The sequence below is a fragment of the Streptococcus oralis genome (assembly GCF_024399415.1).
Classification (GTDB): domain Bacteria; phylum Bacillota; class Bacilli; order Lactobacillales; family Streptococcaceae; genus Streptococcus; species Streptococcus oralis_CS.
Genome location: NZ_CP029257.1, coordinates 753,126 through 778,561, shown reverse-complemented (window position 1 = coordinate 778,561; position 25,436 = coordinate 753,126). Strand labels below are relative to the sequence as shown.

The following is a 25,436-nucleotide window of genomic DNA, read 5'->3' as shown; positions in this document are numbered from 1 at the left end:
TTGTGACAATTCTCAAAAAAGAAACCGTTTAACCATATGTACTTTAGTTTACTGAGTGTCATTTTTGTTCAAATAAGTATATGCCATTTACTTTTTCAGCAAAACATCCTCTCCCTTGTGATGGAAATAGAGATTTTATTCGCTAAAAATAGACAATTTCAGAAATGAGTATAGAATCTTGCGCAAACGTTTGCCTAGTTCTAAACTTTATGGTAGAATAAAACACAACATTGATAAGCAAGAGGAAAAACAATGCAAAATCAGACACTTATGCAATACTTTGAATGGTATCTGCCTCACGACGGCCAACACTGGACGCGACTGGCTGAAGATGCTTCACACCTAGCTCATCTGGGGATTAGCCACGTCTGGATGCCACCTGCCTTCAAGGCAACCAACGAAAAAGATGTCGGCTATGGTGTTTACGATCTTTTTGACCTAGGCGAATTTCAGCAAAAAGGAACTGTCCGTACCAAGTATGGGTTTAAAGAAGACTATCTTCAAGCCATTCAAGCCCTAAAAGCACAGGGAATTCAACCTATGGCCGATGTGGTGCTCAATCACAAGGCTGCTGCCGATCATATGGAAGCCTTTCAGGTTATTGAAGTGGACCCTGAGGATCGTACCGTTCAACTAAGCGAGCCCTTTACTATCAATGGCTGGACTCACTTTACTTTCGATGGTCGCCAAGATACCTACAATGACTTCCACTGGCACTGGTACCACTTCACAGGTACAGACTACGATGCCAAACGCCGTAAGTCTGGTATTTACCTGATCCAAGGAGACAATAAAGGTTGGGCAAATGAGGAATTGGTCGATAACGAAAACGGTAACTACGACTACCTCATGTATGCTGACCTAGACTTTAAGCATCCCGAAGTCATCCAAAACATCTATGACTGGGCTGACTGGTTCATGGAAACGACTGGTGTAGCTGGTTTCCGCTTGGATGCCGTTAAGCACATTGACTCCTTCTTTATGGGCAATTTCATCCGTGATATGAAGGAAAAATACGGTCAAGATTTCTATGTTTTTGGTGAATTTTGGAACCCAGACAAAGAAGCCAATCTGGACTATCTTGAAAAAATTGAGGAGCGCTTTGACCTTGTGGATGTTCGTCTCCACCAAAATCTCTTTGAAGCCAGTCAAGCTGGAGCAAGCTATGACCTTCGTAGTATTTTTGCTGATAGTTTAGTGGAAATCAAACCTGATAAGGCTGTCACTTTCGTTGACAACCATGATACTCAAAGAGGACAGGCACTTGAATCAACCGTCGAAGAATGGTTTAAACCTGCAGCCTATGCCCTTATTCTATTACGCCAAGATGGTCTTCCATGTGTCTTTTACGGAGACTATTATGGTATTTCTGGGCAATTTGCTCAACAAGATTTCAGAGAAGTTCTTGACCGTCTCCTAGCCATCCGAAAAGACATGGCCTATGGAGAGCAAACAGACTACTTTGACGATGCCAACTGTATCGGATGGGTACGTTCGGGTGCTGAACATCAATCCCCAATCGCTGTCCTTATCTCCAATGACCAAGAAAACAGCAAGTCTATGTTTGTTGGTCAAGAATGGGCTAACCAAACTTTCGTAGATTTACTTGGAAACCACCACAATCAAGTTACAATCAATGCTGAAGGTTATGGAGAATTTCCAGTAGCAGCGGGTTCAGTCAGTGTCTGGGCAGCAAAATAAACCTATCAGGTACAAGTCAAATCCAACCGGATTTGGCTTTTTTGTATGCACAAAAAGACCTACCCAAATGGATAGATCTTTATTGTCTTATAATTTACCTGCTACTGCCTCCAAGAGTTCTTGGATTTTCGCTTGGTTGCTTCCTCCTGCCATGGCCATGTCTGGTTTACCACCACCACGTCCATCGACGATTGGAGCCAATTCTTTGACAAGGTTTCCTGCATGCACATCTTTTGTCTTGCTAGCTACAAGAACATTGACTTTGTCACCGATAGATGCAACTAGGACAAGCACATCAGAGTAGTCTTTTTGTTTCCAGTTATCCGCAAAGGTACGAAGGGCACCTGCGTCTGATACAGAAACTTGGCTTGCAATGTAACGGTGTCCGTTGACTTCCTTCACATCCTTGAAGACATCACCTGCAGCTGCAGCTGCTGCTTTTTCCTTCAATTCTGCATTTTCTTTTTGCAATTGACGAAGTTGCTCTTGAAGTCCTTCAACCTTATGAGGAACTTCCTTGAGTTGAGGTGCTTTCAAGGTTGCTGCGACGGCTTTCAAAGCGTCTTCTTGTTCACGATAAGCTTCAAAGGCTTCCTTACCAGTCACTGCTAAGATACGGCGGGTACCTGAACCGATTCCTTCTTCTTTGACAATCTTGAAGAGACCGATTTCAGAAGTATTGCCAACGTGGGTACCACCACAGAGTTCTACTGAGTAGTCACCGATGGTCACAACGCGGACTTCTTTACCATATTTCTCACCAAAGAGGGCCATAGCTCCCATTTCTTTGGCTGTGTCGATATCAGTCTCAACAGTCTTGACTGCAATAGCTTCCCAGATCTTTTCATTGACTTGCTGTTCAATAGCACGCAATTCTTCTGGAGTCACGGCTTGGAAGTGTGTGAAGTCAAAGCGAAGGAATTCGACTTCGTTCAGAGATCCTGCTTGAGTTGCATGGTGGCCAAGGATATTGTGAAGAGCCGCATGAAGCAAGTGAGTTGCTGTATGGTTCTTCATGACACGGTGACGACGGTCAGTATCAATCGCCAAAGTATATTCTGCATTCAAAGTAAGCGGAGCATGAACTTCAACAGTATGAAGAGCTTGGCCGTTTGGTGCTTTTTGAACGTCTGTCACAGTAGCTACGACATTTCCAGTAGCATCCAAGATTTGACCATGGTCAGCTACTTGTCCACCCATTTCAGCGTAGAATGGTGTTTCTGCAAAGATAAGAGATGCAGTTCCTTCAGATACAACTTCTACTTCTGCATTATCAGCTACGATAGCCACTAATTTAGAAGACAATTGGCTAGCATTGTAGTTGAAGACACTCTTAACAGTGATATTTTGAAGGGTTTCATTTTGCATCCCCATGGATCCGCCTTTGACAGCTGAAGCACGCGCACGTTCTTGCTGCTCTTTCATGGCTGCTTCAAAGCCTTCGCGGTCTACAGTCATACCAGCTTCTTCGGCGATTTCCTCTGTCAATTCAACTGGGAATCCATAAGTATCGTAGAGTTTGAAAACATCTTGCCCAGCGATAACGCTTTGTCCTTTAGCTTTCAAGTCTGCTACGATAGTTTCTGCAAAGTGTTGACCTGAGTGAAGGGTACGAGCAAATGACTCTTCTTCGCTCTTAACGATTTTCTCGATAAAGTCACGTTTTTCAAGCACTTCTGGGTAGTAGCTCTCCATGATTTTTCCAACAGTTGGAACGAGTTTGTAAAGGAAAGGCTCATTGATACCCAATTTTTGACCATGCATGGAAGCACGACGAAGAAGACGACGAAGGACATAACCACGGCCTTCGTTTCCTGGAAGGGCACCATCACCGATGGCAAATGAAAGAGAACGAATATGGTCAGCGATAACCTTGAAGCTCATGTTATCGCCATCTTGGTCGTAGACCTTACCAGATAATTTCTCAACTTCACGGATAATCGGCATGAAGAGATCCGTTTCAAAGTTTGTCTTCGCCCCTTGGATAACTGCCACCAAACGCTCCAAACCAGCACCCGTATCGATGTTCTTGTGTGGCAATTCCTTGTACTCGCTACGAGGGACTGCTGGGTCTGCGTTAAATTGTGACAATACGATATTCCAGATCTCGATATAACGGTCGTTTTCAATATCTTCTGCAAGAAGGCGAATACCGATGTTTTCTGGGTCAAAGGCTTCCCCACGGTCAAAGAAGATTTCTGTATCTGGTCCAGAAGGCCCAGCACCGATTTCCCAGAAGTTATCTTCGATTGGGATTAAGTGACTTGGGTCCACGCCCACTTCAATCCAGCGATTATAAGAATCTTTATCGTCTGGATAGTAGGTCATGTATAGTTTGTCTTTAGGAAAGTCAAACCATTCAGGACTTGTCAAAAGCTCATAAGCCCAAGTGATAGCTTCATCACGGAAGTAATCTCCGATAGAGAAGTTCCCCAACATTTCAAACATGGTATGGTGACGCGCAGTCTTCCCTACGTTTTCGATGTCGTTCGTACGGATGGCTTTTTGGGCATTGGTAATACGTGGATTTTCAGGAATGATGGTTCCGTCAAAATATTTCTTAAGGGTTGCTACCCCAGAGTTGATCCACAAAAGAGTTGGGTCATTTACAGGAACCAAGCTGACTGATGGTTCTACAGAGTGGCCTTTGCTTGCCCAGAAATCTAGCCACATTTGGCGTACTTGAGCACTAGATAGTTGTTTCATAATATCTCCTTATTACTTGTTTAATTTGATTGGCTTTCCAGCATTTCCACATAGTCAATCGCGACACAGAGGGAAATGACTAGGTCTGCATAAGAGTCTTCATAGACGGTTACGGTGTAAGTCGAGGTTAAATGAAAAATCTCTTTCCGAATCTCAGCAATCACTTGGTCACGATCATCCAGCAATTTGAAATTCAAATCCCAGATATTGCCCTCAATACGAAGACCGAGGTTGTCAAATTCATACTTATCTCTGAAGAAAGTAAACTTCTTACGAATGACGAAATTTGACCCGTCCCGTAGCTGAATGTTAAAGCGAGGAAGCAAGGTGAAAAATTCTTTACTGATTTCACTGATCTGCTCACCATAGGCGTCATAGATGGTAAAGGTCTTAGGAATTTGGAAGAAAGAGCCCTCCACCTGATAGTTCACTACTCCTCTATCATCCTTGATATCGAAGCGTTCGCCCCCAAGACGAAACTTTTGTTTCACGAGAAATGTCTTCATAAACACCTCCAAAAATCAAAAGACAAGTTCACATCACGAAGGGCGAAAAACCGCGGTACCACCTTCATTCAATGAACTTGTCATTCTCTTATTCTTATGCAATTATGTGATTGAGTAGCATGATTTCCTAGCTTAGATGGCTCGCAGCACCGCCAATTCTCTGGACTAAGATGACAGAAAATCAATTCTCAACTTTCTTATTATATCGTTTTTTGAGTTCTGCGTCAACTGGGAAAGCTGACAAGAAAGCATATCTCCTACTTCCGATACATTTTAAACTGGAGGAAGAGGTCACTGTAGATTCCTGTCCATTTATGGTCAAACTTCTCATAAACTTCCAAGTGTTTCATAGTATCAGCGTCTGGATAGAAGGATTTGTCTTCTTTTGTCTCCTCTGGGAGCATTTCCTTGGCTGGTAGGTTTGGTGTTGAGTAGCCTACATACTCCGCATTTTTCAGAGCATTTTCGGGTTTCAGCATAAAGTTGATAAAGGCATAGGCGGCATCTTGGTTTTTCACGGTTTTTGGAATGACCATGTTATCAAACCAGAGATTGCTGGCCTCAGTCGGAACGACATACTTGAGGTTAGGATTTTTCTCCAACATCTGGCTGGCTTCTCCAGAGAAAGTCACACCGATAGCAGCGTTGTTCTGAATCATGTAACCCTTCATCTCGTCCGCCACAATGGCTTTGATATTTGGAGTCAGTTTGTAGAGCTTATCTACTGTCTCTTCCAACTGTTGAGGATCCTTTGAGTTGAGGCTGTAACCGAGCGAGTTAAGCCCCAGTCCCAGAACCTCACGCGCTCCATCAAAGAGCATGATGGAGTTCTTATACTCTGGTTTCCAGAGGTCATCCCAATGCTCAGGCGCTTCATCTACCATGGTTTCATTATAAACAATTCCCAAGGTCCCCCAGAAGTATGGGATGGAGAATTTATTGCCCGGGTCAAAAGACTGGTTGAGGAACTCAGGTCCGATATTCTCGATGCCTTCAATTTTTGAATAATCAAGAGGAACCAAAAGATCTTCATCTTTCATCTTGTTGATCATGTACTCACTCGGGATGGCAATATCGTAGGTTGTTCCCCCTTGCTTGATCTTGGTATACATGGCTTCGTTAGAATCAAAGGTCTCATACTGTACTTGGATCCCTGTTTCTTCTGTGAATTTCTCCAAAAGTTCTGGATCAATGTAGTCTCCCCAGTTGTAGATAACCAGTTTTTGACTATCTCGACTGTTGATTTTACTATCTAGATGATGAGCAATTCCCCACAAGACAAGGATAATCGCCACAATTCCTGCTAAAAATGAATAGAGTTTTTTCATGCTCGCTCCTCCTTCTCACGTGAGATAAAGTAATAACCTACAACTAGGATAATACTAAAGAGAAAGACGAGTGCAGACAGGGCATTGATTTCTAGCGAAATCCCCTTCCGAGCACGAGAGTAAATCTCGACTGATAGGGTTGAAAACCCATTTCCCGTTACAAAGAAGGTCACGGCAAAGTCATCTAATGAATAGGTAAAGGCCATAAAGTAGCCTGCAATGATAGACGGTGTTAGGTACGGAAGCATGATTTCCTTGAACATCTGAAACTGGCTGGCACCTAGGTCATAAGCCGCGTGAATCATATCATCATTCATTTCCTTGAGACGAGGCAAGACCATCAAGACCACAATTGGGATGGAGAAGGCCACGTGACTAGATAGAACCGTCAAGAAGCCAAGTGAAAACTTCAGCTGGGTAAAGAGAATCAAGAAGCTGGCACCAATCATAACATCAGGCGCAACCATGAGGATATTATTGAGTGATAAAAAGGCTTCTTGGTATTTCTTACGAGACTGGTAGATATAAATGGCACCGAAAGTCCCGATAATGGTCGCAATCAAGGCTGACAGAAAGGCCAAGAAAAAGGTTTGGGTGAGGATCAACATGAGGCGACCATCACCAAACATGGTTTGAAAATGACTCAAGCTAAAACCAGTAAAGCTGTTCATATCATCGCCAGCATTAAAGGCATAGCCAATCAAGTAAAAAATTGGCAAATAAAGGATGATAAAGACAAAGGCTAGGTAAAGATTGGCAAATTTTTTCATCGTTCTCTCCTTTCCTTGGTCACCCACATGGTGATGAACATGGTCAGGATGAGAACCACACCGATGGTAGAACCCATACCGTAGTTGTCATTGGTCAGGAAGTTCTGCTCAATAGCCGTTCCCAGCGTAATAACCCGGTTCCCCCCAATCAAACGTGTCAACATAAAAAGACTCAAACTAGGGATAAAGACAGATTGAACCCCACTTCTCACACCGTTCATAGAAAGAGGGAAGATAACATGGCGGAAGGTTTCCCACTTGGTCGCACCGAGGTCATAGCTGGCATTGATGAGATTATTGTCCATATCATCCAAAACATTGAAGATCGGCAAAATCATAAATGGAAGCTCGATGTAGCTTGCGACAAAGATAAAAGAGAAATCCGTAAAGAGCAACTGTTGCGAACCGATTCCGATGAATTCCAAGAATTGGTTAATAGACCCATTTTGACCAAAAATCCCGATAAAGGCATAGGCCTTAAGGAGTAGGTTGATCCATGTAGGCAGGATAATCAGCATAAGCCAGAGTTGACGGTGCTTGAGACGAGTCAAAAAGAGAGCTGTTGGATAGCTGATAAGAAGTGTCACTAGAGTTACAATGCCTGCATAGAGCACAGAGTTGAAGCTCATCTTAAGATAGGTCAAGTTTTGTGACGCAAAGTAAGATTTATAGTTTTCTAAACTGAACTGGCCTTCAATGTTGAAAAAGGATTGCCCAAAAATCAAGACCAGGGGTGCCAATACAAAGAGGGCAATCCAAAGCATGTAGGGCACTACAAAGAGTTTAGAGGTTGTTTTCTTCATCTCTTTCCTCCTCGATCGCGTTAATCAGACCTGCTTCTTGCTCTTCGATTTCTACGTATTCTTCGATACGAGCATCAAACTCTTCTTCGGTTTCATTTAGACGCATGATGTGGATGTCTTCTGGTTCAAAGTCCAGACCGATTTCTTCACCAACGATGGCCTTACGGGTCGAGTGGATCATCCATTCATTTCCGAGCTCGTCATAGGCGATAATCTCGTAATGAACCCCACGAAAAAGCTGGGTATCAACTTTAACTTGGAGCTTGCCTTCTTCAGGAAGGGTAATGCGCAAGTCCTCTGGACGAATGACAACCTCAACAGGCTCATTTGCCTTCATCCCCCCGTCGACTGCTTCAAAGCGTTTGCCATTAAACTCAACCAAGTAGTCCTCAATCATGGTTCCTGGCAAGATATTTGACTCACCGATAAAGGTCGCAACAAAATGGTTGATTGGCTCATCGTAGATATCAACAGGTGTTCCTGACTGAACAATCTCGCCATCGTTCATAACGAAAATCCAGTCACTCATAGCCAGAGCTTCCTCCTGATCGTGAGTGACAAAGACAAAGGTAATCCCCAATCGTTGTTGCAGTTCACGCAGTTCGTACTGCATGTCTGTTCGCAATTTCAAGTCCAGCGCTGACAAGGGCTCATCCAACAAGACCACACGGGGCTGGTTGATAATGGCACGGGCAATGGCCACACGCTGGCGTTGTCCTCCAGAAAGTTTACGGATGGAACGTTTTTCATATCCTTCCAACTGAACCATCTTGAGAACTTCCGCTACACGTTGTTCGACTTCTTTCTTGTCGATTTTACGCAAGCGGAGTGGAAAGGCAACATTTTCAAACACATTCATATGTGGAAACAAGGCATAGGATTGGAAGACCGTATGGACATCTCGTTTATTAGTTGGAATGTCGTTGATCCGTACCCCATCCAGTAAAATATCCCCTGTCGTCGCATCCAGTAAACCTGCAATGATGTTTAGAATGGTTGATTTTCCTGAACCGGATGCGCCTAAAAGAGTGTAAAACTTCCCTTCTTCCAACTCAAAATTGATGTCTTTGAGAACCTTGGTGTTGCTGTCTTCAAAAACTTTAGAGACGTTTTTGAATTCAATAATTGGTTTTTTCAATTCCTCTAAATTCCTTCTTCTTCGTAAATTAACAGATTGGGACCTTGTTAGAATGCTAGACACAAGCGTAGGAAATAAATTGACCTAAACCTCATTTAGCGATAAAATCCCAATCTTTGAATGCTATGTAAAAATAATGTTATTCGTGTTCACCCAAGATACGAACTTCTCGCTCTAAGGTGACACCTGAGTGTTCCTTGACTTTTTCGATAACAGATTGGATCAAGTCCTCGTAGTCTTTGGCCGTTCCGTCAGCAACATTAATCATAAAACCGGCATGCTTTTCAGATACTTCCACACCACCGATACGATAGCCTTTCAAGCCAGCCTCTGAAATCAACTGTCCTGCAAAATGCCCCACTGGACGCTTAAAGACTGACCCACATGATGGGTATTCTAGAGGTTGTTTGAGTTCACGTAGGTGCGTCAAGCGGTCCATTTCTTGCTTGATAACCTGATGATTTCCAGGTGCAAGGGCAAATTTAGCTGACAAAACAACAGCCCCAGAATCCTGAATAGCTGAATGGCGGTAACCAAAAGCCAAATCCTTGGAAGATAAGGTCTTGATTTCCCCTTCCTTGGTCAAAATTTGACAAGACTGCAAGATATGGGCAATCTCTCCTCCATAGGCACCTGCATTCATAAAGACAGCTCCACCGATGCTTCCAGGAATCCCACAAGCAAACTCAAAACCAGTCAAACTATGACGGAGGGCAATACGTGTCGTTTCGATCAAGTTGGCTCCAGCTTCTGCTTCGATGGTATAGCCATCAACCGAAACGTTATTAAGCTTATCGCACAAGATGACAAAACCACGGATTCCACCTTCACGAACGATGATATTGCTGGCATTTCCTAGCACCATCCAGGGAATATTCTCTTGATTGGCAAATTGGACGACACGAGCCATCTCATAGCGATTGCGTGGCAAAACTAGATAATCCGCTCGACCTCCAACCTTGGTATAGGTATAGGTCTTCAAGGGTTCCTTAAAACGAATATCGATTCCTTCTAGGATTTCAAGCATTTTTTCTTTTACTGACATGTCACTCTTCCTTTTTCAAAATTCATTCCATTATACCATTTTTAGAGACATTTGACGACCATAAAAAGAGCTTGTTTTATCTTTACATAAAAAAAGAGGTCACCCCTCTTTTTATGATTTTTTCCAAAATGTAGATTTGGTTAGCCAGATAAAAGCTAGAAGTTCTACGAGAAGAATAAACTCAACTAGAAGCGGATTTGCAATCCAGCCCACTTGAGATAGAGCTGGAGCTAAGTCAAACAAGGCATGTAATCCATAGGCAGCAAAGAGATAGATCCATTTCTTTTGGCTAACACTTTGGTAAACCCAGATGGAAAGACCGATTTGCAGAACCAGAGCAAGAACACGTTCAACTCCTAGTAAATAAACCTGCCAAACCGATAGAGACTGAACCGTTTCGAGTGTAGACTTTGGAAGGAGATTGGCTACATCAGTATTTGAAGACTGGATGAGTGAAAAGAGGATCAACAAACCAATCAAGCTTCCCATTCCGAGATAGAGCATCTCCAAGCCCCCATGTCCCAAACCATAGGCCAAAGCATCTCGATCTTCTAGCTTTCTCTTTTTCTCCAACCATTTAAAAAAGACAAGACGAGCTGTTTCCTCAAAGAGGGCAGCCATGGCGATTCCATAAAGGACGTATAAGAAAGGCTGCTCCTGCATGAGCGGAATGGCTCCATCTTTTTGCGGATGGAGTACCAGAAGGTGAACCATCTTCTCTAACACTTGAGAAGAAACAAAAAATGCGATTGCCCCCAAGCCCATCACTGCAAGAGAGATTTTAAACCGTTTTTTGGCATACCAAGTTCCACTTACTAGAATGAGAACCAAAGCGATCATGGTGAGGATAATATGTACTGTCATCTTTTTCTCCTATTCTGACTTATCAATATCTTTCTTCATCTCGTCAACGTTAAATTTGGCAAATAAATACTGGCGATCTTGGACTGGAAAACGTTGGTCCAACTGGTCGACTGCCCCAACCTCAATCATTCCTTCTTTGATAACAAAGTCCATCACATGCCCACCAAAGGTCAAGTCATCTGAGATAAAATGCAAATGATAGCCTGCAACACTCACCCCATGGAAAATCTCAGGTGTCCAAAATCCAACAATGGTTCCCGATACATTTTCACGGCTATATTCAGGTTGGTGAGTCGCTACATCAGCAAACTTGGTATCAGGTGTGGATTTAGGAATCATCCGTACGTGCATTTGTGAAAATTCGCCATGAATCTTGATGGAACGAAAAAGATTTTCCCCATCATAGTAGGACTCAATTCGCTTTTCCAATTCCTTGTCCGTCATCTCAAAGCGCTGACGAAAAATCACTTCTGCCTGATGAGGGACCACTGCTGCATAGGGAATAAGAGCATCCGCTGCCACCTCAACGATTTCAGGCGTTTGACCAGATCCCTTGGCTTGATAAGCCTTACCATCAAGGACAATCAACTCCCCATCAATCGAATCCAAAGTCCCCAAACCAAGATCACCATGTTCCAGCAATTCTCCCACTGTCATGGTTCCGCCATAGAGACCAGCCATTAGGGCACCTAGAGTATTGTATTGAAATAATTTTACCGGTTCCTGCACTTTTCTATCCATTCTCTTTCTTATCTTCTTTTCAATGAATCATTATACTTTCTAAGTATACCACATTTGCTCCTAGTTGTGAAAGGGGGAATGCTTTTCCCATTGCAAAGGAGGCAAAAAAAAGGTACAATGTAACAAAATCAACGGAGGTCTGGAATGAAGAAAGAAAGTAAATACCAAGTAGTCGTTTCCTTTCTAAAAAAGGGGATCGAATCAGGAAAATTTCCAACAGGTAGCCGGCTTCCCTCCATCCGTCAATTGAGCCAAGACTTCCACTGTAGCAAGGACACTATCCAACGAGCCCTGCTGGAATTACGCCATGAACAATACCTCTATGCCAAACCCCAAAGTGGCTACTATGTTCTAGAACAAGGACAGCACCAAGACTTGGAAATCGAAGTCACTGACGAACATGCCAGTGCCTATGACGACTTCCGACTCTGCGTCAACGAAACCCTGATAGGCCGAGAAAACTACCTCTTCAACTACTATGACAACCAAGAAGGCCTTGAGGAACTAAGACAATCTGTCCATCAACTTCTTTTCAACCAAGCTCTCTACTGTAAACCCGATCAACTGGTTCTAACATCTGGTACCCAGCAAGCTCTCTTTATCCTTTCTCAGATTGACTTTCCGAGCAAGGGAACTGAGATTTTGGTCGAACAACCGACCTACCACCGGATGAATCGCCTCTTGGTCGCTCAGGGGCTAGCATACCAGACCATTGAACGCCGAATTGATGGCATCAACCTTGACGAACTAGAAGAACAGTTCAAATCTAGGAAGATCAAGTTTTTCTACACTATTCCTCGCTTCCACTATCCCCTAGGTCATTCCTATTCTGATCAGGAAAAAAGGGCCATTCTGGATCTAGCAAATCAGTATGGTGTATATATCGTAGAGGATGACTATCTAGGAGATTTAGACCCTAAAAAAGGACAGACCTTCCACTATCTGGATACAGAGGATCGGGTCATTTATATCAAGTCCTTCTCAACCAGTCTCTTTCCAGCCCTTCGTCTTACCGCTCTCATTCTCCCAAATGCCCTAAAAGAGGCCTTTGTTTCCTACAAAAATATCCTGGACTATGACAGCAATCTCATCATGCAAAAGGCTCTGTCTCTTTACATCGATAGCCAGTTATTTGAAAAAAATCGACTGGCCAGACTGACCCTTCAAGAGAACTATCAGGCTCAGATTAAGGAAGTACTTGAAAAAAACACCTGTCCCTTGCCCCACTATCCTCTACACGATGGTCTCTTGCTTGATTTGAGACACTATCCTAAAATTGCCAGTTTGAAACACAGCTCACTCAAACTAGACTTTTTTGAGAAGGCTTATTTGAACGCCTGTCCTTATCAGTTCGCTAAAGTCACTCTTGAAAATCTAGAAGAGCTATTAGAATACATAAAAGCAGAATCGGATTAAAGTCCAACTCTGCTTTTTCTTATTGTTCAACTTCTGTTAGTTTTGCTGCCTTTTCAAGATAAGTTTGATAGGTTCCGTCATCTTTCAGTTTTTGGATAACCTTATCTACTACTGCTTTTAAGTCTGATTGATCCTTCTTGATAGCAACGGCATTGGCTTCGCCATCTTTCATCGTCAAGTTAACAGATGCAACAACAAGGTCTGAGTTTTTACCTGCGTAGCTAAGAGCAACTGGTTCATCCATATGAACCGCATCCACTTTTCCAGCCTGCAATTCATTGACGGCTTCCCCCATATTGGTCAAAGATGTCAACTGGGCATTTGGTAATTGTTCCTTGACCATGGTTTCTGGCACAGTTCCCTTTTGAGCTGCGATATTGGCACTTGCTAGGCTTGTAAGATCCTTGTATTTGTCTAAATCGGCTTTTCTAACCAAGAAACTCATTTTGTTTTCATAGTAAGGGATTGAAAAGTCAAAGACTTCCTTTCTCTCATCTGTAGCACTAATTCCTGCAATAGCCAAGTCAGCCTTTCCAGTTTGAAGACTGGTCAAGACATTGTCAAAACTCATACTAGAGATTTCAAGTTTAACCCCAAGCTCATCTGCAATCGCTTGAGCCATATCAATATCTGCCCCAACCACTTGATTTTTACCATCTACCAAGGCTTGGAATTCAAATGGCGCATAGTCTGGGCTGGTCGCCACAACTAGCTTCCCTTTTTGTTTAATAGCGTCCACAGCAGACTGAGAACTATCCATTCCTGACTGGCAAGCTACCAAAACCATGCTGGCAAGCATGCTACACACAACTAATATCCATTTCTTAAACTTCATAAATAAACGACCTTTCTGTTAATTCTGAATAATTATAACTCTTTTAAAAATAGTTGTCAACCCTTTTAGAGATTTTGATTGTAAAACAATTCTTTTCATAAAAAGAGAAGACTGATTTATTTTAATCAGCCTTTTCTTCTGTATATTTAAACCGTTTCTTATAGTTCGACAATCTTACCTGTTTCAAAGTAAACAACCCATTCACAGATATTTTTTGCGTAGTCTCCAATACGTTCCAAGAAGGAAATAACCTGGAAGTAATCACGGCCTGTAACGATAGCTTCAGGATTTTTTCTAATTTCTTCTGTAGCCAAATCACGGATGCTATCAAAGTAATGGTTGATTTTTTCATCCATCGCCGCTACTTCGTAGGCTTGATCCACAGACCCATTGAGATAAAGATCTAGAGCTGCTTCGACGAAGTTTTTCACGTCGCGTCCCATTTTTTTGATTTCTTCTTCAACAGAAGGGATACGTTGCTCCCCCTTCATACGAATGGTCGCTTCAGCGATAGACACTGCATGATCTCCCATGCGTTCCACGTCTGACACTGCCTTGAGAACGGTCAAGACGGTACGAAGGTCTTGCGAAACAGGTTGTTGGAGGGCAATCATTTCAAATGATTTTTTTTCCAGCTTCACTTCATATTCATTTACTTCTGCATCGTCTTCGATGACTTCTTTTGCCAAATCACGGTCATGCGTAACAAAGGCACGCACTGTACGATTGATCTGCGAGAGCACTTCTTGTCCCATAGCATAGAACTGGTTGTGCAATTTCTCCAAATCTTCTTCAAATTGAGATCGTAACATCATTCAACTCCTTATCCAAATTTTCCTGTAATATAATCTTCTGTTTCCTTGTTTTGTGGGTCTAGGAACATCTTCTTCGTATCATTAAACTCGATCAAATCCCCATCTAGGAAAAATCCTGTTTTATCAGAGATACGTGAGGCTTGTTGCATCGAACGCGTTACCAAGAGCATGGTGTATTTATCTTTCAGACCATACAAGGTTTCCTCAATCTTACCTGCAGAAATAGGATCCAAAGCTGAAGTTGGTTCATCTAAGAGGATAATTTTGGGACTGGTTGCTAGGACACGAGCAACACAAACACGTTGTTGTTGTCCACCAGAGAGACCAATGGCCGAATCATGCAAACGATCCTTTACTTCATCCCAGATAGAAGCACGTTGCAAGGCTTTTTCTACTGCTTCATCCAAAACATGTTTATCCTTAACCCCATTGATACGTAGGCCATAGACAACATTTTCGTAGATAGACATAGGGAAGGGATTGGGCTGTTGAAAGACCATACCAATTTCCTTACGCAATTCAACCGTATCGGTACGGGGGCTGTAGATATTGTGACCATTATAGACCACTGATCCAGTTGTAGTCACCTCAGGATTTAGATCGCCCATGCGGTTGATGGCTTTGAGTAGGGTGGACTTTCCTGATCCAGATGGACCTATCAAGGCCGTTATTTCCTTAGGTTGGAAAGAAAGGGAAACACTATTCAAGGCCTTCTTTTTATTGTAATAAACGGACAGGTCTGAGACCTGTAAAATCGCTTCTGACATACCGTTTCCTTTCTAACCAAAGTGTCCCGTTACATAATCATTTGTTGACTGTAACTTAGCATTTTGGAAAATATTGGATGTCTTATCATACTCAATCAAGTCACCCAAGTAGAAAAATCCTGTGTAGTCACTTGCACGCGCAGCCTGTTGCATACTGTGGGTAACGATGATGATGGTAAAGTCCTTCTTCAATTCCAACATGGTTTCTTCCAGCTGGGCTGTCGCAATCGGATCCAAGGCTGACGCCGGTTCATCCATCAAGAGGATATCTGGCTTAACAGAGATAGCGCGAGCGATACAGAGACGTTGTTGCTGACCTCCAGAAAGCATTAAGGCTGATTTGTGGAGGTCATCTTTGACCTGATCCCATAGGGCTGCCTGTCTTAGAGAGGTTTCAACAATTTCATCAAGTACTTTCTTGTCCTTAACACCTGAACGTTCATGAGCAAAAGTGATGTTGCGGTAAATAGACTTGGCAAATGGATTTGGACGTTGGAAGACCATTCCGATATGCTTGCGCATCTCATAGACATTGATTTCTGGACGATTAACGTCAATCCCTCGGTAGAGAATTTGACCTGTGACCTTGGCAATATCAATAGTATCATTCATCCGATTGAGACTGCGAAGATAAGTAGATTTCCCTGATCCAGAAGGACCAATCAAGGCTGTAATTTTATTTTTTTCAAATTGCATATCGATGCCCTTGATGGATTCATTTTTACCATAGTAAACATGTAAATCCTTGGTAGAGAGGGCCACTTTTTCTTCAGGGAAGGTGATGATATGCTTTTCATCCCAGTTATATTTTGACATGGCTTCTCCTTTAGGCAGCGGTTAATTTCTTGTGTAAATAGCTTCCGAGTTTACGTGCTCCAAAGTTAAAAATCAAGATAAAGATGAGGAGCACAGCGGCAGAACCTGCTGATACGATAGTAGCATCAGGAATGGTTCCTTCACTGTTGACCTTCCAGATGTGGACAGCCAAGGTTTCTGCTTGTCGGAAGATTGAGATAGGGCTGGTAACACTGAGGACATTCCAGTTAGACCAGTCAAGGGCTGGAGCAGATTGTCCTGCCGTATAGATAAGAGCGGCGGCCTCACCAAAGATACGACCAGATGCCAAGACAACACCCGTTACGATACCTGGAAGGGCTTCTGGAATGACGACATGGACCACAGTCTCCCAACGAGAAATTCCAAGGGCAAGACCAGCCTCACGTTGTGTATGGTGAACGTGTTTTAAACTGTCCTCAACATTTCGAGTCATCTGAGGGAGGTTAAAGACCGTCAAGGCCAAGGCACCTGAAATGATTGAAAATCCATACTCAAACTGGACTACAAAGATCAAGTAACCAAAGAGACCCACAACGACTGATGGTAGAGAAGACAATATCTCAATACAGGTACGAATAAAATTGGTCACAGGTCCTTTTTTGGCATACTCAGCGAGGAAAACGCCAGCTCCCATAGACAGGGGAACAGAAATGATCAAGGTAATGACTAAAAGGAAGAAGGAATTATAGAGCTGAATCCCAATACCCCCACCTGCTTGATAAGAGGAAGATTTCCCTGTCAAGAAGGACCAAGAGATATGCGGTAACCCTCTCACCAAGATATAGAGAATCAAAGATGCCAAGATGGTCACGATGATACCCGCGATGGTATAGAGGACAGCTGTTGCAAGTTTATCTAATTTCTTAGCGTGCATAGTTTTTCTTTCCTCTTTCTTTCGTAATCAATTTAATCACACTGTTAAAGGCCAAACTCATCAAGAGCAAGACTAAGGCCAGTGACCAGAGTACGTTATTATCAACTGTACCCATGACGGTATTTCCGATACCCATAGTCAATACAGATGTCAAGGTCGCAGCTGGTGTTGTGAGCGAGGTTGGGATAACTGCTGAGTTTCCGACCACCATCTGAATAGCAAGGGCTTCACCGAAGGCACGCGCCATCCCAAAGACCACTGCAGTGAAAATACCTGAACGTGCTGCTTTCAAGGTCACACGCCAGATGGTTTGCCAACGAGTGGCTCCCATGGCTAAACTAGCTTCACGGTAGTGACGGGGCACAGCACGCAAGCTGTCTGTTGTCATAAAGGTTACAGTTGGTAGGATCATGACAAAGAGAACGAAAATACCTGACAAGATCCCAAAACCAGTTCCACCAAAGACACTACGAACAAATGGAACCACAACCTGCAAACCGATAAATCCATAGACAACTGATGGAATCCCAACAAGAAGTTCAATAGCTGGTTGCAAAATCTTAGCACCTTTTGGTGATACTTCTGTCATAAAGACTGCAGCACCAATAGCAAAGGGAGTTGCGATGAGAGCTGATAAAATCGTTACAATAAAGGAACCCAAAATCATTGGCAGAGCACCAAATTGTTTTCCTGAAGGATTCCAAGTTTGTCCAAAGAGGAAATCAAAGATGTTCACCCCATTGACAAAGAAGGTCGACAAGCCTTTCTGCGCTACAAAAATCAAAATCATCGCCACAATGATGACAATCAAAGAAAGACAGGCGAAGGTCAATCCTTTACCAAACTTCTCAAGGCGAGAGTTCTTTGAAGGAGAGAGCAATTTTTTTGAAAGTTCTTCTTGATTCATTATTGACTCCCTTCTATCGCTGTTACGGTACCTGACGCATCTTTTTGGACTTTCATTTCATTGATGGAAATATAGCCCATGCCCTTAACAATTCCAGTCTGGGCTTCGTCTGAGAGGATGAATTTTAAAAATTCAGTCGCCAACTCATTCGGCTGACCTAGGGTATACATGTGTTCATAAGACCACAAAGGCCAGTTGTTGGTTGTTACATTTTCAGACGTAGGCTCATACCCATTCAGTTTCATGCTTTTCACGGAGTCATCTACATAGGCAAAAGCCAGGTAAGAAATGGCTCCAGGCGTTTGGGATACAATGGACTTGACCATCCCGTTAGAATCCTGCTCTTGGCTCTGCATTGCTGCTTGGCCATTCATAACCACCGTATCAAACGTCGCTCGTGAACCAGAACTTGCTGCTCGGTTGATGATTGAAATTGCCAGGTCCTTGCCCCCAACTTCTTTCCAGTTAGTTACTTCACCAGTAAAGATCTTGCGAAGTTGCTCGGTTGTGAGATTTTCAACATCCACTTCCTTGTTTACAATCACTGCAAGACCAGCCACTGCAACCTTGTGGTCTACTAGAGCTGAAGCATCGATTCCTTCTTTTTCCTCTGCAAAGACGTCAGAGTTCCCGATGTCAACTGCTCCAGACTGGACTTGAGATAGTCCTGTACCCGATCCACCACCTTGAACATTAACTGTTTTTCCGATGTTTCTAGAACCGAATTCATCTGCTGCCGCTTCGACAAGAGGCTGAAGAGCTGTTGAACCAACGGCTGTCATAGATTCTCCACGATCAATCCAGCTAGCACATCCTGCTAGAGAACCTGCCATCAAAAGAGCTGCAAGAGACATGACGAGCTTTTTTCTTTTTTTCACTGTTATTCTCCTTGAACATAATGATAAATGTTCTGATTTCTTCCGTTTGTCCTGATCATCTAATTATCATCAATGATTGTCCCGCTTTATTTTATCTAGTCATTCTTAGGAGCGGACAATTCCATCGTATAATATAAGTAATAATGAAAGACTATCAGAAAAAACTCATACTTCCACTATAACATAGAATAGGCTCTTTGACTAGCTTTTTCACCTGAATCTGAGCCCTTTTGGATAATAATTTTTCAAAACATTTCCCGTTACCTTGGCAAAGCCCAATCCGTTTCCTTGAAGCACAACTTGGTACCAGCCATTTGGTCGATCTTCAGCCAATTGAACAGTCTCACCAGCCACATATTTTACAAAGTCCTCATCATTGATTTCGACACTTTGTTTTACTTGACTTGGTTTCAAGGCTAATCCGAGAGCAAAGCTTGGTTCAAAACGTTTCTTCTTAAAAGTACCCAGATGGAGCCCATTTCGGGCAATTTTGAGTTTCCCTAGATCAGGTAGCATCTCTGGCAAGAGATAGATCTGGTCTCCAAAAGTCTGCAAGATACCAGTTAGATTGACTCGCAAGTGTTTTTGGGCAAATTCTTGCCACAAAGCCAGTTGCTCACGACTGAGATTGCTCTTGCTAGCTTTGAATTTAGGTGCGGGATTTTGTCCCTTAAACTGCAGGTGGGCAACAAACTGACCTTCTCCCTTGAAATGATGAGGATACATCCGCGCCGTTTCAGGAAGGTCCATTCCTTCTACCATACCGTTCACATGCTCGACTGGAAGCAGTTCAAAATCATAAGTATCCAGCAACCAGTGGACGATTTCTTCATTTTCCTCTGGTGCCCAAGTACAGGTCGAGTAGACCAGACGGCCACCCTCAGCAAGCATGGTGACTGCATCTTCTAAAATCTTTCTTTGGAGACTGGCACATTGATTCGGATAGTCGATGTTCCAATAATCCATGGCATCTGGTTGTTTACGGAACATCCCTTCACCCGAGCAAGGAGCATCAAGGACAATCACATCAAAGTATCCTTTAAAGACCTTGGCTAAGCGATCCGCAGACTCATTGGTCACGACTACGTTTGTAGCTCCAAACCGTTCCATATTTTCCACTAAAATCTTAGCTCGCTTGCTTGAAATTTCGTTGGAGACAAGGACTCCTTGATTAGCCAGATAAGCTGCTAGTTGAGTGGATTTTCCACCTGGTGCTGCCGCCAAGTCCAAAACCTTCATACCGGGAAGGGGTTGAGCTACCTGGGCCACCATTTGGGCTGCAGGCTCTTGCGAATAAACGAAACCTGTCACGTGCTCTGGTGACTTCCCAGAAACCTTACCATAATACCCCCAAGGTGTATTTGGAATGGCATCCGCAAACGATAACTGACTTTCTTTTAAGGGATTGACCCGAAAAGCCGAAACCGCTTCTTGTTTAAAAGAGGCAAGAAAGTCTCTTGCCTCATCTTCTAGTATCGCTTCATATTTTTCAACAAATCCTTCTGGAAATTGCATTTAGTTTTCTTTCCTTTCGTAGATATAAGACTGAATCTCTTCTTGCATCTCGATTGGCACCATCATGACAGGCTGACGCGTTTTAAAATCAGCGGGCTCACCTGATACCGTAAGAAGACGATAACCCAGACTTTCCCCTAAGATACTGGCCGCAGCGTAATCCCATGGTTGCAGGTAGGTAATATAAGTCAGAAGACGACCACATAAAACCTTGGCAAAACTAATAGCCGCACTGCCATAGACACGGACTCCCAACGCTGCTCGACCCAAATCCGCCAAGCCCCACTCATTGCTTTCAAACATACCTGAGTTACCGGCAACTAAAAATTCTTGAAGAGGTTTCTTTTTAAAAGGCGGTAAGGGCTCATTATTGCGGCAAGGAGGAAAGGCACCACCACCATGGTAACAATCACTTTTCATGACATCATAGATGACACCAAATTTGCCCACACCATTCTCAAAATAAGCCAACATCACGGCAAAATCTTCCTGCTGGGCGACAAAGTTATTGGTACCGTCAATGGGATCAATCACCCAAACGGAACCTTGACCGACTGCAGCACGTAAACAACCCTCTTCCGCGCAAATCAAGTCCTCAGGATAGGAGGACTTGATCCGTTCAACCAAGAGTTCCTGGACCTCCTTGTCCAAACGCGTCACCAAGTCTGTAGGCGAAGACTTGCGCTCAACCTGCAAATCTTCTTTCATGTGAGCCAAAATATAGGCAGCAGCTTCCTGCACAATCTGTTTGGCAAATTCAAATTTAGTTTCCAAGAGAAATCTTCCCTTCTCTTTTTTCTTTTGCTAATTGAACTGCATGATAGAAGGAATAACCGCTCGCTGTCTCAAATTCGCGACCTAAGCGTTTTTCTTCGCTTTTGCTCGGAACCACAGACTTAAATTTCTTGTAAGAATCTAGCAGTTTTTTTGCTTCTACCTTATCTTCATAAGCAGCTTCAACATCATTAAAAAAAGAAAGCACTGAAGCAAGTTCTTCAGTGCTCCACGACAAATCTAGTGGGTAACTATACTGTTTGTTCATCTATCCAATACCAGCTCTCAATGTTGCTTCTTTCAATTCTTGTTTACGGTAACTACGAGGGAGAAAAGCACGAATCTCATCTTCATTAAAACCGATCTGCATGCGTTTTGTATCTATAATAATTGGGCGACGCAAAAGACTAGGATATTGCTCAATCAACTGAAGCAACTCCGATACCGAGATACTCTCTACATCAATATCCAATTTTTGAAAAATTTTTGAACGAGTTGAAATGATGTCATCAGTACCATTTTCGGTCAAGGAAAGAATATGTTGTAATTCTTTTCTTGTTAAAGGACTAGTCATAATATTATGCTCTTGAAAGGGCACTTTATGCGTCTCTAACCAAGCCTTTGCCTTACGACATGATGTACAACTCGGTGATAAAAATAGTGTAATCATGCTTTTCTCTTCTTTTATCTATACTTGCTATTTCTATTATACAAAAAAATAAAGCGCTTGACTAGGTATTTTTAGAAAAAAAGCCTATTTTTTCATAGAAAATAGACTGTTTTCTGCAAAAATCTCCTGCTTTGCAAGTTTATCTTTAGGATAACCTAACAATAAATAGGGAGTAGAGCAACTTCTCTCGTTTTTTATTAAAAATACAGAACTTTTTCCACTATTTCCTTGAAGCTTTAGCAAGAAGGAAACCAAACATTCCTTCATATAAAACAAAGAAAAGTACAAAGGCATGGAGAAAGAAAGTCTCTGGCAAAATCCAAATAACGGGATCCTTTGCTGGATCAAAAAGCCAGGTATCATCTCCCACAAAGAGAATCTGATGGAAAAGAGTAAAGAATTGCTCAAAGCCAATCAACACTCCTACAAAGCCAATGACGAGAGGCAATAGCACTAAAGTCAAGATACTTTTACGATATAGGGGCAAAAAGCCTTTTTTCACAATCTTTCTAACAAAGAAATAGAAACTTGGTAATGTCACTAGGGCAACTAGCTGAACCAAGTGGAAGAGATTCTTCACCACCGCAAAGTGGTGTAGACCTGCTGCTGATGAACGAAAATCTGGCATCTCTAAGACCTGACTAAAGGGATTAGTCAGGTAATTCATCAAGATATGAAAATTGTACTGAATGGTTTCTGGCTTTAGATAGACTCGATCCGCTAAGTTCAGCCACTCAATTTCCAAAGGATAGAAAATCCATGCAAGATAAATGGTCAGTAGGATAGAAAGGGAGAGGAGAAAGAGCATACTTCCCCAAAAGGTCAGTTTAGTTTTCATCGAAATTCCACTCCGCAAGGCTAGAAACTACATGAGTTGGTGCGATTGGCAAGTCCGCCACTTCTTCTGCTTTGGTAAAACCTGTCGTCACCAAGAGCGTTGGAATGCCATTGTCAATCCCTGCTCGGATATCCGTCAGGTAATTGTCCCCAACCATGAGCAATTCTTCTCTTTTCAAACCTAAGTGCTCAACTGCCTTATCCATAATGATAGCATTTGGTTTCCCGATATAAACTGGTTTGACCCGTGTTGCTACTTCAAGAAGTGTAATTAGTGAACCAGCACCAGGCAAAAGACCACGTTCCGTAGGGATATTGAGGTCTGGATTGGTTCCGATAAAGTGAGCACCCTTTTGGATAGCTAGGGTTGCTGTGGCAAATTTTTCATAGTCAACTTGCCAGTCCAGTCCAACGACCACATAGGCAGGATTTTCCTTGTCTTCCGCATAACCTGCAGCCTGAATGGCATCCTTGAGCCCCGCTTCGCCGATAATATAGACTGTCTTTTCCAGTCCTAAGTCATTCATATAGTCGATGGTTGCCAAGGTTGCTGTGTAGACAGTTGATAAAGGCGTGTTGATATTAAAATTTTTAGCCAACATCTCTTGTACACTCTCAGGAGTACGAGTTGTATTATTGGTCACAAAGAGGTAGGGAATTTCTCTTTTTTGTAACTCATGGACAAAAGCCTCACCTGCCGGAATCCGGTCTTTCCCCTTGTAAATGGTTCCGTCTAAATCAATTAAATAACCTTTATAAGCCATATCGTCCTTTCTAATTGTCTTCAATTTCTTGCCACGTAATCATAGCTTGGGCATTTATCTCGCCATCACTGATAATCTCATGCTTACTTTCTAGTCCCTTGAGTTCATAAGCTGAAGCAATCATGCCACCTGGTCGCACTTCTTTGACATATTTGAGATTGATTTTCTTTGGAATATACTTGGTCAAAAAATCTGCTCCCATGACCTCAAAAATCCAATCCAAGTATTTACTGTTATTAACATGACCATTCATATCCAAGTCGTAAAAACGAACATGGTAGTCTTTACTGATCGGATCTTCTAGATTTGCATACTTTGGCCCGCGGATGAGTTTTTTATCAAACTCAGACTGGTAAGGAGCAACAATTTCCGGTTCGACGGCATGAACTTTACGACTGTCCCTGTCCATGAGAACAAAGGTTGCTACCATGCGAATGATTTCTTGACCTGCTTCATCATAGATAGTAAAACGGCGGTAGCAAAAAAGACGATTGTAAGTCAATGCTTCTGTTTCAATCGTAATCTCTTCAGCAAAGCGAGGCAAGCGTACCACGTCAATCGCATAGTCTGTAATAATCCAGACCAGATTGTAGCGTTCTAACATATCCTTGTCGCTAACTCCCAGCTCAATTGACTGCATACCTGATACTTGCAAGGACAGCAAAATCACATCTGGAAGTTTGATATGACCGTTCATGTCCGCCATATCAAAAGGAATTTTCATTTTCATTTGATAAGTTAAGCCCATTGTTCTACTCCAAAATAAATCGTTCTGCTACAGTGTCTCCTAAGAAGAGACCCCTCTTTGTCATTCGGACACGATCACCGTCAATCTGCATAAGTCCTTGTTGAACCAAGTCTCTGATGATTTCACCATAAAGTCCATCAAAGGACCGTCAAAATTTTTCTTCAAATCGCGCCATGGAAACCCCGGATTTTTTCCGGAGGCCTAGAAACATTTCTTCTTCCATCTGCTCCCTTTGACTCAGGTGTTCTTCTGTAATCCGAGCATTTCCTGCCTCTACCGCATTGAGATAGTGGCGGATAGGACCATGATTTTTATAACGTACCCCGTCCACATAACCTGAAGCACCCGCACCGATACCATAATATTCAGCATTGTCCCAGTACATGAGATTGTGGCGACTTTCAAAGCCTGGCTTGGAGAAATTGGAAATCTCATAATGCTCAAAGCCAGCCCGCTCAAGCTCTGAAATGATGTATTCAAACATTTCCGCTTCTAACTCTTCCTTGGGTAGGGGCAATTTCCCACGTCTCATGCGGTTCATAAAGACCGTATGATTCTCCAAAATCAAGCTATAAAGGCTCATATGAGGAATATCAAGCGAGATAGCCTTTGCCACATTTTCCTTGACCTGATCCATAGTTTGACCTGGAAGAGCGTAGATTAGGTCGATAGAAATATTGTCAAAACCAGCCAATTTGAGGCGGTCGATATTTTCATAAATATCCTTCTCTAAATGACTGCGCCCAATCTTTTTCAGCATTTTGTCATCAAAAGTCTGCACACCTAGTGAAACACGATTGACTGGCGAATGCCTCAAAACCGCGATTTTATCCGCGTCCAGATCACCAGGATTGGCCTCAATGGTCAACTCTTCTAAGGCTGACAAGTCTAGATTTTTAGTCAAACCATCTAAGAGCACTTCTAATTGCGGAGCGGACAAAGCCGTTGGCGTCCCACCTCCAATATAGAGGGTTCGCAATTTTTGGATATCATAAGAACGAAACTCTTCTAGCAGATGCTCCAAATAACTATCTACTGGTTGATTCTTAATAAACACCTTTGAAAAGTCACAATAATAACAAATCTGTGTGCAAAAGGGAATATGCACATAGGCGGACGTTGGTTTTTTCTGCATAGTACTTATTATACCACAAAGACAGGCTTGCAGATAAAAATCACCATCTCCAAAAACCAGAG

At 42.7% G+C, this 25,436-nt stretch carries 25 protein-coding genes and 1 pseudogene; 2 read left to right on the top strand and 24 right to left on the bottom strand.

What is annotated here, in order from left to right:
- Positions 1 to 252 precede the first annotated feature (252 nt).
- Positions 253 to 1,701: an alpha-amylase gene (locus DG474_RS03805; RefSeq protein ID WP_255778849.1), complete on the top strand. Its 1,449-nt coding sequence runs from the start codon at positions 253 to 255 to the stop codon at positions 1,699 to 1,701.
- Positions 1,702 to 1,788: 87 nt separating this feature from the next.
- Here DG474_RS03805 and alaS read toward each other — a convergent pair whose 3' ends face one another.
- From alaS to budA, 9 genes are all read right to left on the bottom strand, one after another.
- On the bottom strand, positions 1,789 to 4,407 hold the full coding sequence (gene alaS / locus DG474_RS03800) for an alanine--tRNA ligase (RefSeq protein ID WP_255778848.1): 2,619 nt from the start codon (positions 4,405 to 4,407) through the stop codon (positions 1,789 to 1,791).
- Positions 4,408 to 4,427: 20 nt separating this feature from the next.
- On the bottom strand, positions 4,428 to 4,913 hold the full coding sequence (locus DG474_RS03795) for an LURP-one-related/scramblase family protein (RefSeq protein WP_255778847.1): 486 nt from the start codon (positions 4,911 to 4,913) through the stop codon (positions 4,428 to 4,430).
- Between the two features lie 257 nt (positions 4,914 to 5,170).
- Positions 5,171 to 6,241, bottom strand: coding sequence for an ABC transporter substrate-binding protein (locus DG474_RS03790; RefSeq protein WP_007520285.1), 1,071 nt, complete (start codon positions 6,239 to 6,241; stop codon positions 5,171 to 5,173).
- Positions 6,238 to 7,011, bottom strand: a complete 774-nt coding sequence (locus DG474_RS03785; protein ID WP_255778846.1) for an ABC transporter permease — start codon at positions 7,009 to 7,011, stop codon at positions 6,238 to 6,240. The genes DG474_RS03790 and DG474_RS03785 overlap by 4 nt, the downstream gene beginning before the upstream one ends.
- Positions 7,008 to 7,814: an ABC transporter permease gene (locus tag DG474_RS03780; protein WP_000754116.1), complete on the bottom strand. Its 807-nt coding sequence runs from the start codon at positions 7,812 to 7,814 to the stop codon at positions 7,008 to 7,010. Before DG474_RS03780 ends, DG474_RS03785 begins: the two co-directional genes overlap by 4 nt.
- Complete coding sequence (locus DG474_RS03775; RefSeq protein ID WP_049519497.1) at positions 7,795 to 8,952, bottom strand: ABC transporter ATP-binding protein; 1,158 nt, start codon at positions 8,950 to 8,952, stop codon at positions 7,795 to 7,797. The genes DG474_RS03780 and DG474_RS03775 overlap by 20 nt, the downstream gene beginning before the upstream one ends.
- Positions 8,953 to 9,091: 139 nt before the next feature.
- Positions 9,092 to 9,997 (bottom strand): UDP-N-acetylmuramate dehydrogenase, encoded by a 906-nt coding sequence (gene murB / locus DG474_RS03770; protein WP_101800074.1) that lies wholly within the window; start codon positions 9,995 to 9,997, stop codon positions 9,092 to 9,094.
- Between the two features lie 111 nt (positions 9,998 to 10,108).
- The gene (locus DG474_RS03765; protein WP_255778845.1) at positions 10,109 to 10,861 is read right to left on the bottom strand and encodes a YhfC family intramembrane metalloprotease; all 753 of its coding nucleotides are present in this window, start codon (positions 10,859 to 10,861) and stop codon (positions 10,109 to 10,111) included.
- A gap of 9 nt (positions 10,862 to 10,870) precedes the next feature.
- Entirely contained in the window at positions 10,871 to 11,602 is a 732-nt protein-coding gene (gene budA, locus DG474_RS03760) for an acetolactate decarboxylase (protein WP_000375405.1), read from the bottom strand.
- A 144-nt stretch (positions 11,603 to 11,746) separates the two neighbouring features.
- On the opposite strand from budA, the gene DG474_RS03755 reads away from it, so the two are divergent.
- A complete protein-coding gene (locus tag DG474_RS03755; RefSeq protein WP_255778844.1) occupies positions 11,747 to 13,018 on the top strand; it encodes an aminotransferase-like domain-containing protein in 1,272 nt (423 codons plus the stop codon).
- 19 nt (positions 13,019 to 13,037) lie between these two features.
- On the opposite strand, the gene DG474_RS03750 is transcribed toward DG474_RS03755, so the two are convergent.
- From DG474_RS03750 to hemW, 15 genes and pseudogenes are all read right to left on the bottom strand, one after another.
- Positions 13,038 to 13,853, bottom strand: coding sequence for an ABC transporter substrate-binding protein (locus tag DG474_RS03750; protein ID WP_255778843.1), 816 nt, complete (start codon positions 13,851 to 13,853; stop codon positions 13,038 to 13,040).
- Positions 13,854 to 14,011: 158 nt separating this feature from the next.
- Positions 14,012 to 14,665 (bottom strand): phosphate signaling complex protein PhoU, encoded by a 654-nt coding sequence (gene phoU / locus DG474_RS03745; protein WP_000946469.1) that lies wholly within the window; start codon positions 14,663 to 14,665, stop codon positions 14,012 to 14,014.
- Between the two features lie 11 nt (positions 14,666 to 14,676).
- Entirely contained in the window at positions 14,677 to 15,435 is a 759-nt protein-coding gene (gene pstB, locus DG474_RS03740; RefSeq protein ID WP_001287327.1) for a phosphate ABC transporter ATP-binding protein PstB, read from the bottom strand.
- A 12-nt stretch (positions 15,436 to 15,447) separates the two neighbouring features.
- Positions 15,448 to 16,251, bottom strand: a complete 804-nt coding sequence (gene pstB / locus DG474_RS03735; protein WP_049520716.1) for a phosphate ABC transporter ATP-binding protein PstB — start codon at positions 16,249 to 16,251, stop codon at positions 15,448 to 15,450.
- Between the two features lie 10 nt (positions 16,252 to 16,261).
- Positions 16,262 to 17,146: a phosphate ABC transporter permease PstA gene (gene pstA / locus DG474_RS03730; RefSeq protein WP_033629488.1), complete on the bottom strand. Its 885-nt coding sequence runs from the start codon at positions 17,144 to 17,146 to the stop codon at positions 16,262 to 16,264.
- Complete coding sequence (pstC, locus tag DG474_RS03725) at positions 17,136 to 18,053, bottom strand: phosphate ABC transporter permease subunit PstC (RefSeq protein ID WP_001070944.1); 918 nt, start codon at positions 18,051 to 18,053, stop codon at positions 17,136 to 17,138. The genes pstA and pstC overlap by 11 nt, the downstream gene beginning before the upstream one ends.
- Positions 18,053 to 18,931: a phosphate ABC transporter substrate-binding protein PstS gene (locus DG474_RS03720; protein ID WP_255778842.1), complete on the bottom strand. Its 879-nt coding sequence runs from the start codon at positions 18,929 to 18,931 to the stop codon at positions 18,053 to 18,055. Before DG474_RS03720 ends, pstC begins: the two co-directional genes overlap by 1 nt.
- Before the next feature lie 210 nt (positions 18,932 to 19,141).
- Positions 19,142 to 20,446, bottom strand: a complete 1,305-nt coding sequence (locus DG474_RS03715) for an RsmF rRNA methyltransferase first C-terminal domain-containing protein (protein WP_255778841.1) — start codon at positions 20,444 to 20,446, stop codon at positions 19,142 to 19,144.
- Complete coding sequence (locus tag DG474_RS03710; protein WP_255778840.1) at positions 20,447 to 21,220, bottom strand: inositol monophosphatase family protein; 774 nt, start codon at positions 21,218 to 21,220, stop codon at positions 20,447 to 20,449.
- Positions 21,210 to 21,488 (bottom strand): UPF0223 family protein, encoded by a 279-nt coding sequence (locus DG474_RS03705; protein WP_001041963.1) that lies wholly within the window; start codon positions 21,486 to 21,488, stop codon positions 21,210 to 21,212. Before DG474_RS03705 ends, DG474_RS03710 begins: the two co-directional genes overlap by 11 nt.
- Positions 21,489 to 21,890, bottom strand: coding sequence for a Spx/MgsR family RNA polymerase-binding regulatory protein (locus DG474_RS03700; RefSeq protein ID WP_000631261.1), 402 nt, complete (start codon positions 21,888 to 21,890; stop codon positions 21,489 to 21,491).
- 220 nt (positions 21,891 to 22,110) lie between these two features.
- Complete coding sequence (locus DG474_RS03695) at positions 22,111 to 22,728, bottom strand: TIGR01906 family membrane protein (RefSeq protein ID WP_255778839.1); 618 nt, start codon at positions 22,726 to 22,728, stop codon at positions 22,111 to 22,113.
- The gene (locus DG474_RS03690; RefSeq protein WP_255778838.1) at positions 22,718 to 23,491 is read right to left on the bottom strand and encodes a TIGR01457 family HAD-type hydrolase; all 774 of its coding nucleotides are present in this window, start codon (positions 23,489 to 23,491) and stop codon (positions 22,718 to 22,720) included. Before DG474_RS03690 ends, DG474_RS03695 begins: the two co-directional genes overlap by 11 nt.
- Before the next feature lie 10 nt (positions 23,492 to 23,501).
- Positions 23,502 to 24,239: an acyl-[acyl-carrier-protein] thioesterase gene (locus tag DG474_RS03685; protein WP_255778837.1), complete on the bottom strand. Its 738-nt coding sequence runs from the start codon at positions 24,237 to 24,239 to the stop codon at positions 23,502 to 23,504.
- Between the two features lie 4 nt (positions 24,240 to 24,243).
- A pseudogene (gene hemW, locus DG474_RS03680) lies at positions 24,244 to 25,374 on the bottom strand (radical SAM family heme chaperone HemW).
- Positions 25,375 to 25,436: the final 62 nt, after the last annotated feature.